This is a genomic window from Delftia sp. WSY_16, from assembly GCF_043104415.1.
GTDB lineage: Bacteria > Pseudomonadota > Gammaproteobacteria > Burkholderiales > Burkholderiaceae_C > Comamonas > Comamonas tsuruhatensis.
Map to the genome: position 1 here is coordinate 1 of NZ_JBICKS010000006.1, position 16,675 is coordinate 16,675.

Here is a 16,675-nt window from a genome sequence, read left to right on the forward strand (position 1 = left end):
AGTTGCTCCTGCGCATGGTGCCGCTGTGGACGTGGATCGTCGAGAATGCAGACCACTTTCGGGAAGCTAGGCAAACGTTTGACACTCTTCACCGCGATGCCGACTCATAGGCTGCTGCGGTGTTGACTAATAAAGCGGTCAGCCAAGCAGTCATTGCCAACGGCAGCTTCTGGCCGACAACTGTCCTTGTGCGAGGGCAAGCCTTTCTACGGAGCGCTAAGCGCCCCTGATGTCTCGCATAAGCCTCCCTGTAGCGGGCGGCATGGTGGCCGCGAAGTCCCCGGGAGCGCGTCACTCAGGCTCGATTTGAGCCATGCAAAAGATGCTCACCCCTCATCGCGCCAGTGAGGCAGGTCGGCCGAGTACTCGAAACCACCCCGCACAGGTCATCGCCAGAGGCTTCGCTCCTCATCCGCGCCCGACCTGGTCAAGCTCCCCTCTAGGGCTGGCCCGCCATCGTGCCACGAAGGCGGAGCTTCCCTCCCTTCGACTCCACAGAGGTCACCAGCCGAGGCTTCGGTCTCGTTCGCGCCTGATCTAGGGCAGTCACTCTGCACGGCTGGCTGATTTTGGGTGCGCTCAGCCCCACGGCCAGGGGCGCCCTCAATGCGACGTTAGGACACAGCCCGCAAGGCTGCATGGTGATTCAGCGCCAGCCTTTCGCCGGAAGTTCTGTGTGCTCCTGCAGGCCTCGCTTCGCCGCTGGGCAGCGCGGGCGCGCCCCGAAAAAACTAAAGATCAGTGGCGGAAGAACTAATGTGTTGTGGCGTTCCGCAACTCTCTCCTACCCCAGCACCTTCTGAAGACGCGCCTGGCAACGCGATCTGCTCAGACTTGCTCAGATTCAGAATGTTTCTTTTTGTTCTAATTTGTAGCAAAAGTCTCACTATGAGACCAAGGCCCAAACCTCCGGTCTAAGCAAGTCTTCTTTCCAGCCTCCCCAATCCTCAAGGCGTGCATTGCAAGCTTTCAGGGGTTTTCCTCAAAGGTGTCCACACATGATTCAGCGCCGTTCTTCGCAGCACGTCCTCGCCGCCGCTTCGCTCTCACTCATTGCCTGTGCCGTAAGCGCCGCCGATTACGCCTACATTCCCAATTCAGGCAGCAGAACAATTTCGGTCATCAATACCGCGACTGGCGAACTTTCCACCACATTAAGTCCAGCAAGCATGGACGCAACGTTAAATAATAACATCTACACTCTTGCATTGCGACCAGGCGCCAACAATGAGTCGTGGTTCGGGCAATATCTATCAAACAACAAACTAGGCGTCATTGACACGACAAACAACACACTGAAGACAGTAATCAATGGTACTGGAGGCTCTGTAGCCATAACTTTTTCTTTAAATGGCGCAATAGCTTATGTCAGTGACTACTCCGGTCAAAAGCTGCATGTCATTGACGCCACCACAAAACAGATAACGAACAGCCTGAGCACCGGATGCCAGACCATCGCCTCTGCACTAAGCGCTGATGGCGCATCGCTTTACGTACGGTGCGATTCTGGGGTAATCCAAAAACTGGACACAGCAACTAACACGTTGTCCACGTTCCCAAATACCACCACTAATGGTTATGGGTTAGCTTATGACCCCACAGGCAGCGGAAAGCTTTACGCTTCCAACAATTCAGCCCCAATTGTTTATCTGCTTAACTTATCGGATAATTCGGTTACTCAGATACCAATAACTGGACTTCAAGGTGCCGCTAGTAAAGTCGCAGTACGCAAAAATGGCAGCAAGCTGTATGTCGGAGGAGGAAATAATGTACTCCACATTGTTGACACTGCTAACACCTCAACGCAAACCTCGATCACACTGAACGGTCCAGCATCTACCATTACAGGGCTTGGTATCTCGGCAAACGATGCGGCGTTGTATGCCATTACATCGAATGGCACAGTCCATGTCATTGATGTCGCCACCGATACGGAAACCAAGACGATATCTGCCGCAGCCGGCGCCTCTTCTTTCTGGATCTGGGGTGACTTCCTCGGCAACGTCGTCGCCAGTGCCACGCCGGGTGGACCCTCGGTGGCATCGATTGCCCCGCAGGGCACACCATCAGCCAGCGCCACAAGCATCAATTTCGCAGTGACCTTCAGCGAAGCGGTCAACGGAGTGGATGGCACCGATTTCGCGCTGACCACTACAGGCACCGCCACCGGCACGATGGGCACGCCATCCAGTGCCGACAACGGCATCACATGGACTGTACCCGTCACTGCCATCAGCGGCACGGGCAGCCTGCGCCTGGACCTCAACAGCAGCGGCACCGGCATCGAGAGCACCGCAGCAGCCAAGCCCATTGCAGGGGGCTTCGCGACAGGAACCGTGCACAACGTTGATGTACAGGTGCCAGTCGCTGGCGCTTGTGGCACGGCGGCGGGCCAAGCCACGGCACTGGCCCCTGCAGCGGGCCTGTGCAGCGCGGGCACGGCTACGGCGATCTCCAGCGCCAGTGGCAAATACACCTGGCAGTGCCAGGGCTTGAACGGCGGCAGCGCCAACAGCTGCGAAGCCCCCTGGTCCACCGCTGGAGGCAGCAAGGCAATGGTCGCACTGCAGACAGCCAACGGTTGGCAGGTGAGCAACGCCAGCTTCAGCACCACGCCACCCGCGACCGCTCCGCAAGGCGTGACTTTCCCCTCTGGACTGCTCTCGCTGAATCTCAGCAGCGGCAACCTGGGCAGCGATGCAACCGTCACCCTGAACTTCAGCACACCGGTGCCTGCAGGCGCGGTATACATGAAGTACGGCCCCAGCCCTGATGGTTTCAACTGCCAAGGCGCAGCATGTGCTCAACCACACTGGTACCAACTGCCTGCCAACCGTGCTGTGCTGGCATCGGACCGGCTGAGCGCCACGTTGACGCTGACCGACGGCGGGCTCGGCGACAACGACGGCATAGCCAACCAATCCATCCAGGATCCGGGAGGCTTTGCACTGCTGGCAGCACCCGCCAGCACTGCGGCGATTCCCACCCTGTCTGAATGGGGCATCATCGCGCTGTCGTCCCTTCTGGCCATGTTCGGCATCGCAAGAATGCGCCGCCGCCAGGGCTGAAAACAAAAGCCACCTTCGGGTGGCTTTTTTCATTTCACCGACCGCGAAGCGAGCAACCGGGCTTACCGCTCTCTGCCGTCCCTCAATGCATTTCCTTGATAGCTCCATGGCAAGAACCCAGAACCCGGCTCCAACACAAAAAATCGTCGCCGTCAGCTGACTCAATGCCTACCATGGGTCAATACTGTAAATCCTCAATTCAATCCCATTGAGATGATCACAATGTGAATGCGATCTCAATATCAATTGGAATGCCCTACCCGACACAATAAAAAAACAATTCCTTGCAAAATAAAATCCGCCTTCATACACTCCAGTCTCCAACTTTCATGGAGGAGAACGCAATGACTGGAATTCGTCGTGATGTCAATCAAGGTGGAACTGTCTGGAATGAAACGCTAATCTGGTATTCCAAAGCCGTGGGGCACCTTTACTCTCTTCCCATTACGGACAGGACCAGCTGGAGATATCTTGCCGCCATTCATGGCATCAACAAGAGCGGCTGGATCAGTGCCGGCGTGCTTTCGGCCAAGGACCCCTTGCCACCCAACTCCGAAACCGAGGAGATGTGGGACCAATGCCAGCATGGCACCTGGTACTTTCTTCCCTGGCATCGCGGCTATCTCGCCGCATTCGAAGCCATTGTGGCGAAGACCGTCAAGGAGCTTGGTGGCCCTGCCGACTGGGCGCTTCCCTATTGGAACTACCTGAATTCCAGCAATCAGGCCGCACGCAACATACCCCAGGCTTTCCTGGAAGAGAAATTGCCGGATGGTTCTCCCAATTTCCTGGCCAAGGCCAGGCGCAATGGGTCAAAGCGCCTGGGACCAACGCCTGACATTCCCCGTGATATCACGCTGGGTTGCCAGGACTACCACCGCTTCACCAGCGCTCCCGGCACCTTGGAATACGGCGGTGGCATCACCGCCTTTTCCCATGACGGCAGCGACACTGGCGCCATTGAATCCAATCCGCACAATCTGGTTCACATCATGGTCGGCGGACTGCAGGAGCCCTATGGATTCATGTCAGACCCCGACTATGCCGCCCTGGACCCGATTTTCTGGGTGCACCATTGCAATGTGGACCGGCTTTGGGCCGCCTGGCTGACCCAGCCCGGCAACATCCAGGACAACAGCGCCGCCTGGAGCAACGGACCTGCCGGCCGCGGCTTCGTCATGCCGGACACCGAAGGAAAGCTGGCCTCCTATGATCCGGGTGAAACCCTGCCTGGCGGTGCGCTGGCCCCTGACTATGACAATCTGACCAGCGGCACGGGCGCCACCACGCTCACGGCCAGCACGGCAGGCCTTACACCGCAGGAGATCGACATGCCCGCAGAATTCTCGACGGTCCCGCCGCCCGCGCCGCGTGTACTGGGCTCCAATGCGGAGCGGGTCATCGTGGGCCGCACGCCGCGGCTGACCACCGTATCGATCGCGGACCCCGGTGCCGCAAAGGTCGAGTTGCTGCAGGCAGGCGCCGCGCTGCCGCGGCCACAGCGCTACTTTCTTCACCTGGAAGGCATTCGCGGCAATGCGCCCAGCGGCGTGCTGACGGTCTCCATCGGCTCGCCCGGGGCGGCAGCGCGGCATGCAGACACCGTCGCCCTGTTCGGATTGGCCAAGGCCTCGGCCAGCGACGGACCGCATGGAGGCAACGGACTGGGCGCCACCATCGACATCACCGATGCCACGCAGGCCATCCTGGACGCAGGCGGCAGTCTGGACCAGTTGAACGTGGCCATCGAACAGCCCGAAGCCGACCCCGGGCGCGAAATCACCGTGGACCGCGTGAGCGTGGTCGCACAGGACGCCACCCGCTAAGGCCCGCGTATGGACGCGCTGCTGAGAGACCTGCGGACCGCTCCCGCGCCAGCACTGATGGCCGTGTCGGGGGCAGGCTTCATCAGCCTGGCCATCAGCCCGCCTGCCACGCCCGGCCTGTCGCTGTGCGGCTCGCTGTCCTCGGTCACGCTGGCCGACCTGTCGCCGCTGGTGCTGGACGGGCACACGCTCGGCATCCTCGGTGTGGCATGGCTGGCCATGGTCCTGGCCATGATGCCGCTGCTGGCACTGCGGCAGGTGCGCCACGCCATGCGATCGAGCGTGGCCCGCCGGCGCCTGCCGGCGGCGGGCCTGCTGCTTGCGGGCTATGCGCTGGTGTGGATGGCAGCCGGGCTGGTCATGGTGCCGCTTGCCGCCCTCTTGCACGCAGCAGCGCATCCCGCGCTCATTCTTGCCTGCATTGCCGTGGCAGTCCTGTGGAGTTCATCGCCCGCAGGAACACGCGCCCACAATGCCTGCCACAGGCTGTACCCCGTGGCCGCCAGCGGCCCCACGGCCAACCGGGACAGCCTGCAGCACGGACTGCGAACCGGCGTGGCATGCGCCACGGCATGCTGGCCGTGGATGCTGGCGCCCTTCGCCTTTCCCGCGGCCTGGCACCTGCCGGCCATGGCTGTTGCTGCCGTTTTGCTCTTTGTGGAGCGCACAGGCCCATCGCTGCGGCCCGCCTGGCGCCTGCCCTATGTCCTGCGGCGCCTTCTGCACGGCAAGCCGCGCACGTCGCTGGGCCGGGCGACAAGACACTGAACCTTGTGGAGGGTGAGCCTCACCCCCGCCCGGCCAGCTCCGCCACCCCTCGCACCAGCGCGCGCCCGGCGTCCGTCGCCTTGCCGTAATGCGCCAGCAGTGCCTGTACATCGGCGTCGGGCGCATGGGAGCGCAGGGACAGCAGCACGTAGCCGATATCGACGCCGGCAAGGTGCAATTGCTGCAGCGCCGTGGCGTCGGGGACGAGGGCGCCGGACTCGAATTGCTGCAGGACCTGTTTGGCTTGGCCGGCCTTGCGGGCGAGTTCGGCTTCGCTGAGGTTCAGGCGCTGGCGTTCCTGTTGCAGGCGGGCGGCAAGGGTGGGTTCGGGGCGCTCATGCTGGATGGCGTTCGGATCAAACGAGCGGAGGCCGGTCAGCACAAAGGAAATGTCCAGGCCATGCGCAGAAATCCGTGCAAGAAACTCGGCGCTGACGGTTGCCACGTCACGCTCCCAGTCCTGATAAGTGCGCATTTTGGTGCCGCCCAGCTTGGCCATGTCCGCTTGAGACAGGCCGAGACGCTCGCGCTCCTGACGAAGGCGTTCACCAAAAATTACACGGATTTCTGCATTCATCTTGTTGACGACCACGGATTTCCGCGCAATAGTCGATGTACCTTGTAGACCTTGACTTCAAATACTACCTGACCCCTCAGGCGGCTCCTTTGCGCGCCTGTACGTTGCACGAAGGAGGTCCATGAAGCACTCCGCCGCCAAACCGTCGCGCAAGAAGCTCGCTGCGGCGTACCGCGCGCTGTTTCAGCAGGCGGCTGAAGCGCTCCGGCAGGCCGCGATGACCGCCGAAGACCACCGGCACGGCGTCGAATCCGACCGCCTGCTGCGCATCGCCAGCGGTGTGGCCCGCAGTGCCGCGCAGGCCGACTCATCGCAGGACCTGCAGGACCCGCAGAACATGGCCTTTGACGTGGCGGCCTGCATCAACGCGGCGCGCCTGGTGCCCGGCCATGCGGAATCCGCCCCGCGCTCCGGCCTACTGGCCGAGGCGGCGCAGGCGCTCTCACAGATCTCTGAAACGCCGGCGGACCACATCGTTTTTCCCCGTGACACGCTGGCCAGGCTGCAGGCGGAGAGCGTTGCCGATCCCGCGCCCGCACAGTGGCGCGAGCTGGCCCGCCAGGCCAACTACGAGGCCCAGCAGCTGGCACAGGCTCTGATGCAGATGGGCCATCGCCAGGACACGGAGACCCATGTCGTTGCGCACGGCATGGCGGCGCGCATTGCGCAGCTGACGGAGATCGTTTTCGTGGCCGCCGCCCTGCATGGCGAGCACCGTGATGGCTGGGGCTCGCCGGTCCTGCGCGACGTGCGCCATATCTTTGAAGGCGGCATGGGCCGCCTGGGATGAGCGGGGCGCGGCTCAGCTCTGGACGACGACGTTCTCCAGCCTCAGCACGGCTTCGCGCACCTCGCCCAGGCGCGTGTCCTGCGCCTGCGAGGCCTGGATGATGGTGTCCATGATGTCGCTGGCATTCACGGCAGCCGCGCGCATCTGCTTCATCATGTCGCCCGATTCATTCACACGCTCGAAGCCCAGCTGCACGCTGGCCGCAGACGCGCCGATGACGGATTTGACCTCCCTGGCCGCCTCGGCGCAGCGCTGGGCCAGGCTGCGCACTTCGCCGGCCACGACACCGAACCCGCGCCCCTGCTCGCCCGCACGCGCGGCTTCGACGGCGGCGTTGAGCGCCAGCAGATTGGTCTGGAAGGCAATGCCATCGATCAGGCCCACCATCTCGCCGATGCGACGGGAGTTGCTGGAGATGCTGGACATGGCGTCGACCGCGCTGTCCAGGGCCACGTCGCCGCGCTGGGCAATGCGCGTCACGTCCCGCGCCTGGGCATGCGCGTCATGCGCCTGGGCAGCGCTGTCGCGCACCAATTGCTGCAGTTGCTCGAAAGCCGATTGCACCAGGCGCGTGGCCTCGTAGCGCTGCGTGATGTCGGTGGCGTACTTCACCACCTTGAAGGGCTGGCCGGACTGGTTGAGCACGGGGCTGTAGTTGGCCTCGATCCAGACATCGTTGCCCAGGCGCCCTATGCGCCGAAACTGGCCCCGGTAGTGCTTGCCCTGCGAAAGGTGCGACCAGAAGGCCGCGTACTCGGCCGAGCTGCGCTCCTGCGGGGCCACGAACATGCTGTGGTGCCGGCCGACCAGCTCGTCTTCGGATGCATAGCCCATGGCCTCCAGAAAATTGCGGTTGCAGCGCAGGATGCTGCCGTCCAGACCGAACTCGATCACAGCCTGGGCCCTGCCTACCGCCGCCAGCTGGCTGCTGGCTTCGGCATCGCGCAGCACTTCGGCCGAGATATCCATGGCGTACTTGACGACCCGCAGCACCTGTCCACGGCTGTCGAGCACGGGGCTGTAGTTGGCCTGCAGCCAGACCTCACGTCCCTGGTGGTCGATGCGCCGGCACCGGCCCACAAAGGCCTGCCCGCGCGCAAGCCGTGCCCAGAAGTCCCGATAGTCCCTGGCCTGCGCATCCGCCGGATCCAGGAAGATGCGGTGGTGCTGCCCGCGCAGCTCGTCCAGCTCATAGCCCATGAGGTCCAGAAACTGCGCGTTGGCGAAGAGGATGTGGCCCTGGGGATCGAGCTCGAGGACGGCCTGGGTGCTGTACAAGGCCTTCAGTTGGGAGCTTGGGGAATCGGAACGCAGGCCGAGCCTGGACAGGATGGAGCGGATGCCGCGCATGGAAGCCCTTGTTATTCAGCGCTGAATGGGTGATTGGCGCCCGACAATGGGCTGGTCTGGCAACGATTGTATCTGTTTGCTATTTTCTGCACTCTTCGCATTGACGTGCACTTTCTGTCAGAAGATGCCTACAGAAATAAAAAAATTGCCCTTCAATTCACAATTGTTTGCATTTTCTCAAGGCATCCAATTCCCTTTTTCCACCCAAGTCTTTCAAGCAGCAAGAAACACATGTAACTAATTGATATAGAGTTCGCAGCATTCCGTCGCCTGGCGGTGTCCTCTGTCTTGTGTGCTTGAAAAATGTCTTGTGGCGTTCGGGTGATCGATTTGACTTCCAGCCTGGGCGGCCGCGCCCTGGCCAAGCTGGGCGTGGCGTACGCCCCCGGCAAGCCGCGGGTTGCCGTGAGGCTGGCGGACTCGGAAAGCGCCCCTGTCATCGACTGGGGCGGACCTCCGGGGAGGGATGAGCCGCTGTGCGAGCCCTCGGCGCCGGGCGCCTTGGTACTGCTGATCGGCCCCGGCGCCGTTCATCAGGCCAGGGAATTGTTTCAGAGAGCATTGAATGAGGCCGTGCGTTGCGTACGCATTTTTCTGATGCCAAGCGCCATCATGGAAGAAATAGCGCTCAAGCAAATGCGGATGCCGCACCATGAATCCATTCAGCTTTACCGATTACCGGACAGCAGTTCAGAAACACTTTGGTTTGTTTTGATCGAAGAGCTGCAAAAGCTCTCAGCCCGATTTTCATCCGGTGACAACACCGATTCCAGAAAAAGAGAAGTTTCAATGTCAAGCAATCTGTCCCAATCCATGCAATCCATTATTTCCATCGAAGGCGCCATGGCGGCGGCCCTGGTGGACCATCAAAGCGGGATGTGCCTGGCCCAGGCGGGCAGCGGCGTGGATCTGGAGCTTGCTGCGGCAGGCAATACCCAGGTGGTGCGGGCCAAGCTCAAGACCATGGAGTCGCTGGGACTGCGCAAGGGCATCGAAGATATCCTGATCACCCTGGGCGACCAATGCCATTTGATCCGCCTCATCCCCAACAGCCCCGGGCTGTTTCTTTACCTGGTGCTGGACAAGGCCCGTGGCAACCTCGCCCTGGCCCGCTACAAGCTGACGGATATCGAGCGGTCACTGAAGGTGTGATCGCGGGACTGCGGGCCTGGGCCTGGGCATGGCCGGCCCGGTCATCCAGCTGCCCACTCGGCTACCATCGGTGCCCCCATCCCCATGCAGTTTCCCTGGAAGGCCCTCATGCTGCTGTACGCCGATTCGCAATTCGCCTCTCCCTATGCCCTGTCCGTGTTCGTGTCGCTGAAGGTCAAGGGGATTGACTTCGAGCTGCGCACGCTGGACCTTTCGGCGGGACAGAACACCGGGGCGGACTATGTGGCCGCGTCACTGACGGCACGGGTGCCTACGCTGGTGGATGGCGATTTCAGCCTGTCGGAGTCTTCGGCGATTTGCGAGTACCTGCAGGACCGCTTTGGCGGCGCCCGGCTCTATCCCGAGGATGCGCAGGCGCGCGCCCGTGTGCGCCAGGTCCAGGCCTGGCTGCGCAGCGATCTGATGGCCTTGCGCTCGGAGCGCAGCACCGAGGTGGTGTTCTACCGCCCCACGCCCACGCCGCTGTCGGATGCGGGCCAGGCGGCGGCGCGCAAGCTGTTTTCGGTGGCCGGAGCCTTCATCCGCTCGGAGGACGACCACATCGCCGGCCCGTGGTCGATTGCCGATGTGGACCTGGCGCTGATGCTCAACCGCCTGGTGCTCAACGGCGACGCCGTGCCTGCGCCGCTGGCCGCCTATGCGCGCCGGCAGTGGCAGCACCCCGCCATCCAGCAGTGGCTGGCCCTGCCGCGCCCGCCGCTGGCAGGCTGAGCCCCCCGGGATATTGGCAGGCCATGGACAGTCTTCTCTACATGGGCGTGCGGATCACGCCAGCATCACTGCCCAGCGATGTCACGCCCGGCGCCTGGCTGCCGCGCGCCACGCTGCTGGAGGTGGCCAGCGGCAAGGCCCTGGGAGCGGTCACCGAAGACCAGGGCTGCGACACGCGGCAGGAGGCCGATGCCCGCGCACTGCGGCTGGGCAAGCGCCATGTGATGAAGGTGCTGCATCAAGGCTGAGGCGCCAGGGTGCTGGCGCCTGCCCGCGCCCCTCAATCCATCTTCACGGCCACCAGCCTCCATCCCATCAGGCCTTCACGCCTGAAGATGAAGCCGCCCGGCTCGCCGCGCGGGTGCACGAAGACCTTGGACCAGCCCTGGTACTCCACGGAGTAGTCCTTGCGCGGCGGCCCGCCCTGGGTGTCCACGCCCACGCCTGCGGCGGCCACGTCCGTGGGTTTGCCGGGCTTGCCTTTTTCCAGCATGAGCATGACGCCGTCGGGCGAGACCAGCGCCTCGGTGAACTGGCTGACCAGGCCCTGGGCCAGTTGCTGGCCAAAGCCGGCCAGGGGGTTGGAGGCGCTGTCGCCCGAGCCGCCCATCTGGGATTGCAGCCTGGCCATCATCTGGCCCTTGATGCTTTCGCGCAGCGCAGGGAAGTCCACGTAGCCGGACAGGGCCTGGGCGTCGCGGCGCTCCACGGCCTTGCCGATCTGGTGCAGGGCGATATAGGGCGATGCATAGAGCAGTCCGGCCGCAGCCACGCAGAGGGCGGCCAGCACGCGGGCAAGGGTTTTGGGTTTCATGGATCTCTTTCGTGAAGGCAGGCCAGGGGCCACGCGCAAACGCGGATTCTAGGCGGGCCCGTCCGGCGCGCGGCGCCGGCCAGGGACGGCCCCGGGCACAGGCCGTCTCTTCCTGCCGCAGCAATGGGCAGAGAACCCCTATCAGGCCAGGGCGAATACCTGAAAAGCTGGTATTGCCTGTCCCATCCGATTCATACTATAGTTTGTAACAAATAGTTTACAAACCAATACAACATGGATCGCCATTGGCCACGCAGGCCATCGGCAAGCCAGCATCGCCGTTTCCGGATGCCTGTGAGCCTTTGTGCAGACCGGGCATTTCCCGTGAATGAAATCTCATTTTCACGACCGAGTTCTTTTTGCGAGAGATGTGAGCCATCACGGGGCGGCCTGACAACGCGAGTACCCACCAACCATCCGCAATGCATGCAAAGGACGCAGTATGAATAATTTCAAGTTATCGACTCGCCTGACCGCCTTGATTGGTTTTCTCTCACTGCTCATGATCGTGATCGGCGCTTTCGGGCTTTATGGAATCAGCGAGTCCAACCGCCGATTCAAGGTGGTCTATGAAGAGCGCCTGGTCGCACTGGGCGATCTGCTGGAAGTGCAGCGCCTGCTGCTGCGCAACCGCAATGCGGTCTCGGGCGCCATTGCCGTGCACCTGCCCGAATACACGCAGCAAAAGCAGCAGGAGATACAGACCAACATCAACGACGTGAACAAGGCCTGGGCCTCGTTCCGGCAGACCCGGATGACAGAGGAAGAGGCGCAGCTGGCCGACCGCTTCGAGGCCGTGCGCGCGCTGTTCCTGCAGGGCTTTCTGAAACCGGCCCAGCAGGCGCTGCTGTCCGGTGACCTGGAGCTGGCCCGGCAGCTGCTGATCGACAAGGACGAGGCGCTGTACGCGCCGCTGCGTGATGTGATCGTGCAGCTGACCGCGCTGCAGACCCGCGTCGCCAAGGAGGAATACGAGGCCGCGCAATCGCTGTACCAGGTGATTTTTGCGGTGGCCGTGGGCTCCATCATCGGGGGCGTGCTGCTGGGAGTGCTGCTGGGCTGGTCCATCATCCGCAACATGGCGCGGTCGCTGCGACAGGCCATCCATACGGCCGATGCCGTGGCGGCGGGAGACCTGACGCGGCACATCGATGTGCGCGGCAAGGACGAGGTGTCCATGCTGCTGCGCGCACTGCAGACCATGCAGGAGGGGCTGCGCGGCGTGGTGCGCCAGGTGCACCAGGGATCGGTCAGCGTGGCGGCGGCCAGCGGACAGATCGCGCAGGCCAACCAGGACCTGTCCTCGCGCACCGAAAGCCAGGCCAGCGCGCTGCAGCAGACGGCAGCCTCCATGGAGCAGCTCAGCTCCACCGTGCGCCAGAACGCCGACAACGCGCAGATGGCCAACCAGCTGGCCCTGGGCGCCTCCACCGTGGCCGAGCAGGGCGGCGAAGTCGTGCGGCAGGTGGTCGATACCATGCGCGGCATCAGCGAATCGAGCCGGCAGATCGCCGACATCATCAACGTGATCGATGGCATTGCCTTCCAGACCAACATCCTGGCGTTGAACGCGGCCGTGGAAGCGGCACGCGCCGGCGAACAGGGCCGAGGCTTTGCCGTGGTGGCCACCGAGGTGCGCGGCCTGGCCAGCCGCAGTGCCGAGGCCGCCAAGCAGATCAAGCAGCTCATCACCGACAGCACCAGCCGCGTGCACAACGGCAGCGCGCTGGCCGACCAGGCCGGCACGACCATGGCCGAGGTGGTGGACGCCATACGCCGCGTGACGGATCTGATGGGCGAGATCAGCGCCGCCAGTTCCGAGCAAAGCTCGGGCGTGGCCCAGATCGGCCAGGCGGTCACGCAGATGGACCAGGCCACCCAGCAGAACTCGGCGCTGGTGGAGGAGATGGCCGCCGCGGCCTCCAGCCTGCGCGGCCAGGCCGGCGACCTGGTGCGCACGGTGGGCGCCTTCAAGCTGGAGGCGGCAAGCGGCCATCAGCATGCCGCCGTGGAGCTGCAGCGCAGGCAGCCCATGCTGGCAGCAGGCTGAGACGGAAAGAAACAAGAAAGAGCGCGCGCGAGAAGCCGCCAGACAGGCCAGAGCAAGGCAGCAACAGGCCCTGGCCGCCGGGCCAGTGCCTGCGGCTGGCTCAATGCAGCGCGGTGCCCCTGGCGCCGCGGCTGCGCGCCATCTTGACGCGGTACATGGCCGCATCGGCCTTTTGCAGCGCGTCGTCGGCGTCAATGGAGTCCGGCCGCAGGCAGACCACGCCCACGCTGGCGCCGCCGTAGTCCAGCGTCTTGCCATCGGGCAGCTCGACCTTCATGACCGAGGCCTCCGACAGGCGCTGCTGCAGGTCGCGCGATACGGCGTCGGCCTCGCTGCCGAACAGCGGGCCCACGCCGATGAAGACGAACTCGTCACCGCCGAAGCGCCCCAGCATGTCGGCGCTGCGCAGATGGGAGGACAGGCGCTCTCCCATGGCGCGCAGCAGTGCGTCGCCGGCCTCGTGGCCGTGCTCGTCGTTCACGTTCTTGAAGCGGTCCAGGTCGATGAAGCCCACCACCACGCATTCCTGGCTGCGTGCGCAGCGCGCAATCAGCCGGCCCAGCTCGTCGGTGAGGCAGCGCCGGTTGGGCAGGCCGGTCAGCGGGTCCAGCAAGGCCAGTGCCGCCAGCTCCTGGTTGGCCTTGCTCAGGCTGGTGATGAGCTGCTCGCGCTCCACGCGCTCGGCGATGAGGTTGGCGAACAGGCGCAGCAGGCCCTGGGCCTCGGTGCTCAACGCCTGGGAGGTCTTGCTGGCCGCGCACAGCGTGCCGTAGAGCTGGCCGTCGGAAAAGCGTACCGGGGCGCTGGCGTAGGTGCGAATGCCCAGTTCACGCGCGGCCTCGGAGTCGCCCCAGCAGGCACCGACATCGGGCGTGTACATGCGGCCTTCGTCCAGGGCGCGCTTGCACAGCGTGTCGCCCCAGGGGACGACCAGGCCTTCGGGAATCTGCATCTCGCTCGCGTTGCGCGCGTACAGCACGCGCTGCTGGCCCTGTTCTTCGTTGATGGTGGTGAGATAGGTGGACTCCAGATGCGTACTCTCTTCGAGCATTTGCAGCAGGGGCCGCGTCAACTCTTCCAGAGAATGCGCCTGGGTCACGGACTGGGACAGGCGCTGGACAAGGGACTCCATGAAATACCTCTCGAAATGACGACGGAAGCAGACTGCCCGCGCGCCTGATGAGGGAATGGGAAGGCAGGCGGGCCGGCACCAATTTGGGGATTGTGACCCGGCCAGACGCAGGCGGGAAGCATCCCGGCCGCGCTGCAGGCCGATAAGCCTGCGCGCCACGCGCCGCTGTCAGCAGGCCGACACAGGCGGCCATATCACCTGCACGCGCAGGCCACCCAGCGTGGGCGAGCGGTCGAGCAGCAGGCGTGCTCCATGCCGCTGGGCAATGGTCTGCACGATGGCCAGGCCCAGTCCGCTGCCCTGCGCCTGCTGGCCCGCAGAAGCCGCTGAAGGCCCGCGCACAAAGCGCCGCAGCACCAGTTCGCGCTCGCTTTCGGCAATGCCGGGGCCCGAGTCCTCGACCACCAGCGCGCGGCCCTGGGCATCGCTGCGCCAGCCGACATCGACGCGGCCGCCTTGCGGAACGTACTTGACGGCGTTGTCCAGCAGGTTGCGCACCAGCATCTGCAAGGACTGTGCGTCGCCCGCCACGGCAAAGGACTGCCGCAGTTGCGGGGACTCGCTCAGGCCCATGTCCAGGCCATGCTGCTGGGCGGCCACGGCCTGGTCGGCCAGGGCCTGCTCCACCACCTCGCGCAGGTCCACGTCGGCAGGTGCGGCCGTGGCAGCGTCGTGCCGGCCCTGCATGCCTTGCACGCCGGGGGCCGTGCCTTGTACCGTGCCTTGGGCTTCCTGCCGCGCCAATGTCAACAATTGTTCGACGAGCCGTGTGGCCCGGTCTATGCCGGCCGAAAGACGCTGCACGGCCTCGTCATGCGCGGCCACATCGGGCGCGCGCTGCAAGGCCACCAGTTGCAGCTTGAGCGCGGCCAGCGGAGAGCGCAGCTCGTGCGCGGCGTCGGCCACGAAGTGCTGCTGCGCTTCGAAGGCCTGGCCCACGCGCTGCAGCAGCGCGTTGAGCTCGGCCACCAGGGGCCGCACCTCGTCGGGCAGGCCCTCGGCCGGCACGGGGGCCAGGTCCTGCGGGCGGCGCGCGGCCAGCTCGCGGCGCACGCGCTGCACGGGCGCCAGCGAACTGCGCACCACCCACCACACGGCCAGCGCCAGCACGGGCGCCAGCAAGGCGATGGGCAGCAGGCTTTGCCAGGCGGCATCGCGCGCCAGCGTGCGGCGCACGCGCATGTCCTGCGCCACCTGGATCACCTGCGAGCGCGTCTGCAGCGAGAACACGCGGTAGACGGTGCCGCGCGCGGGCACATCGGCAAAGCCCAGCACGGCCATCTGCGGCAATGCCGCACCCAGCGCGGACTCGAAAATGCGCAGGCCCTCGTTGGTCCAGACCTGGACGATGAATTCGTGGTTCTCATCCTCGGGCGGCGTGCCCTGGGGCCTGCCGCGCGCATCCACCGGCAGGCCGGCGCGCAGCGCAAAGGCGGTCTGCTGCATCTGGTAGTCGAACAGGGTGTCGGTCTGCAGCAGCGCGTTGCGGTAGGCCAGCAGGCCCTGCAGCAGCGCGGTGAGCACGATGGCCGCCCCCAGGAACAGGAGCAGCCGCGTGCCCAGTGCGCCGGGCAGGCGGCCGCGCAGCCGGGCGATGACAGAGGAAGCCGGCGCCGTCATGGCTTGGGCACCATGTAGCCCACGCCGCGCACATTGAGGATCAGCCCCGCGCCCAGCTTCTTGCGCAGGCCGTGGATGTAGACCTCGATGGCGTTGCTGCTGACCTCGTCGCCCCAGCCGTAGAGCTTGTCCTCGATCTGCTGGCGCGACAGCGTGCTGCCCGGGCGCGCCAGCAGCGTCTCCAGCACCGCCCATTCGCGGCCCGAGAGCACCACGTCGCGCCCCTCGACACTGGCCTCGCGCGTGGCGGGATTGAGCCGCACGCCTTCGCGCTCGTATAGCGGATCCATTGCGCCCGACGCCCGGCGCGCCAGCGCACGCAGCCGCGCGAGCAGCTCGTCCAGGTCATAGGGTTTGACCACGTAGTCGTCGGCCCCCGCATCCAGCCCGGCAATGCGGTCGCGCACGGCATCGCGCGCCGTGGCCACCAGCACCGGCGTGCGGTCGCGGCGCCCGCGCAGGCGGCGCAGCACCTGCAAACCGTCCTGCCCCGGCAGGCCCAGGTCCAGCAGCACCATGTCATAGCCATGGCCGCCACCCGGGCCGGGGCACAGGGCCGCATCGGCCTGCAGGCCGTCACGGACCCAGTCCACCGCATGGCCCTCGCCGCGCAGCAGGGTCTGCACGGCCTCGCCGATCATGGCGTCATCTTCGACAAGCAGTAAGCGCATGGCAGAAGAATAGCTCCCTGGACGGCTGGCTCAGTTCTGAGGCACATGCCGCCCGAAACTGGCGCGCTCAAACGTCGGGGACAGCGAGCAAGGGCCTAAGCCGGCCGCGCCGCCCCGCCGCGAGG

14 protein-coding genes are annotated in these 16,675 nt (G+C 64.6%); 8 read left to right on the plus strand and 6 right to left on the minus strand.

Annotated elements, in window-relative coordinates:
* Positions 1–998 precede the first annotated feature (998 nt).
* The 3 genes from ACF8O7_RS04860 (at position 999) to ACF8O7_RS04870 (ending at position 5,662) form a co-directional block, all read left to right on the plus strand.
* A complete protein-coding gene (locus ACF8O7_RS04860; protein ID WP_392442605.1) occupies positions 999–3,068 on the plus strand; it encodes an IPTL-CTERM sorting domain-containing protein in 2,070 nt (689 codons plus the stop codon).
* A gap of 344 nt (positions 3,069–3,412) precedes the next feature.
* A complete protein-coding gene (locus ACF8O7_RS04865) occupies positions 3,413–4,894 on the plus strand; it encodes a tyrosinase family protein (RefSeq protein WP_212645002.1) in 1,482 nt (493 codons plus the stop codon).
* A gap of 9 nt (positions 4,895–4,903) precedes the next feature.
* A complete protein-coding gene (locus ACF8O7_RS04870) occupies positions 4,904–5,662 on the plus strand; it encodes a DUF2182 domain-containing protein (RefSeq protein WP_016453216.1) in 759 nt (252 codons plus the stop codon).
* A gap of 19 nt (positions 5,663–5,681) precedes the next feature.
* Here the strand turns inward: ACF8O7_RS04870 and ACF8O7_RS04875 are convergent, their stop codons facing one another.
* Positions 5,682–6,254, minus strand: a complete 573-nt coding sequence (locus ACF8O7_RS04875) for a helix-turn-helix domain-containing protein (RefSeq protein WP_225971056.1) — start codon at positions 6,252–6,254, stop codon at positions 5,682–5,684.
* A gap of 106 nt (positions 6,255–6,360) precedes the next feature.
* Between ACF8O7_RS04875 and ACF8O7_RS04880 the strand changes: the two genes are divergently transcribed.
* Positions 6,361–7,029: a hypothetical protein gene (locus ACF8O7_RS04880; RefSeq protein ID WP_047326072.1), complete on the plus strand. Its 669-nt coding sequence runs from the start codon at positions 6,361–6,363 to the stop codon at positions 7,027–7,029.
* Between the two features lie 12 nt (positions 7,030–7,041).
* On the opposite strand, the gene ACF8O7_RS04885 is transcribed toward ACF8O7_RS04880, so the two are convergent.
* Complete coding sequence (locus ACF8O7_RS04885) at positions 7,042–8,379, minus strand: methyl-accepting chemotaxis protein (protein ID WP_392442610.1); 1,338 nt, start codon at positions 8,377–8,379, stop codon at positions 7,042–7,044.
* Between the two features lie 813 nt (positions 8,380–9,192).
* Between ACF8O7_RS04885 and ACF8O7_RS04890 the strand changes: the two genes are divergently transcribed.
* The 3 genes from ACF8O7_RS04890 (at position 9,193) to ACF8O7_RS04900 (ending at position 10,511) form a co-directional block, all read left to right on the plus strand.
* A complete protein-coding gene (locus ACF8O7_RS04890) occupies positions 9,193–9,531 on the plus strand; it encodes a hypothetical protein (protein WP_392442709.1) in 339 nt (112 codons plus the stop codon).
* Positions 9,532–9,639: 108 nt separating this feature from the next.
* Positions 9,640–10,263, plus strand: coding sequence for a glutathione transferase (gene yfcF, locus ACF8O7_RS04895; protein ID WP_392442612.1), 624 nt, complete (start codon positions 9,640–9,642; stop codon positions 10,261–10,263).
* A gap of 23 nt (positions 10,264–10,286) precedes the next feature.
* Positions 10,287–10,511: a hypothetical protein gene (locus ACF8O7_RS04900; RefSeq protein ID WP_026062392.1), complete on the plus strand. Its 225-nt coding sequence runs from the start codon at positions 10,287–10,289 to the stop codon at positions 10,509–10,511.
* Positions 10,512–10,543: 32 nt separating this feature from the next.
* On the opposite strand, the gene ACF8O7_RS04905 is transcribed toward ACF8O7_RS04900, so the two are convergent.
* Complete coding sequence (locus ACF8O7_RS04905) at positions 10,544–11,077, minus strand: DUF2939 domain-containing protein (RefSeq protein WP_126312482.1); 534 nt, start codon at positions 11,075–11,077, stop codon at positions 10,544–10,546.
* A 442-nt stretch (positions 11,078–11,519) separates the two neighbouring features.
* Between ACF8O7_RS04905 and ACF8O7_RS04910 the strand changes: the two genes are divergently transcribed.
* On the plus strand, positions 11,520–13,127 hold the full coding sequence (locus tag ACF8O7_RS04910) for a methyl-accepting chemotaxis protein (protein WP_016447912.1): 1,608 nt from the start codon (positions 11,520–11,522) through the stop codon (positions 13,125–13,127).
* 100 nt (positions 13,128–13,227) lie between these two features.
* Here the strand turns inward: ACF8O7_RS04910 and ACF8O7_RS04915 are convergent, their stop codons facing one another.
* The 3 genes from ACF8O7_RS04915 to ACF8O7_RS04925 all read right to left on the minus strand — a co-directional run bounded on the left by ACF8O7_RS04915 (position 13,228) and on the right by ACF8O7_RS04925 (position 16,550).
* On the minus strand, positions 13,228–14,259 hold the full coding sequence (locus ACF8O7_RS04915) for a sensor domain-containing diguanylate cyclase (protein WP_392442615.1): 1,032 nt from the start codon (positions 14,257–14,259) through the stop codon (positions 13,228–13,230).
* A 168-nt stretch (positions 14,260–14,427) separates the two neighbouring features.
* Positions 14,428–15,879 (minus strand): ATP-binding protein, encoded by a 1,452-nt coding sequence (locus ACF8O7_RS04920; protein WP_392442618.1) that lies wholly within the window; start codon positions 15,877–15,879, stop codon positions 14,428–14,430.
* Positions 15,876–16,550 (minus strand): response regulator transcription factor, encoded by a 675-nt coding sequence (locus ACF8O7_RS04925; RefSeq protein WP_017405435.1) that lies wholly within the window; start codon positions 16,548–16,550, stop codon positions 15,876–15,878. Before ACF8O7_RS04925 ends, ACF8O7_RS04920 begins: the two co-directional genes overlap by 4 nt.
* Positions 16,551–16,675: the final 125 nt, after the last annotated feature.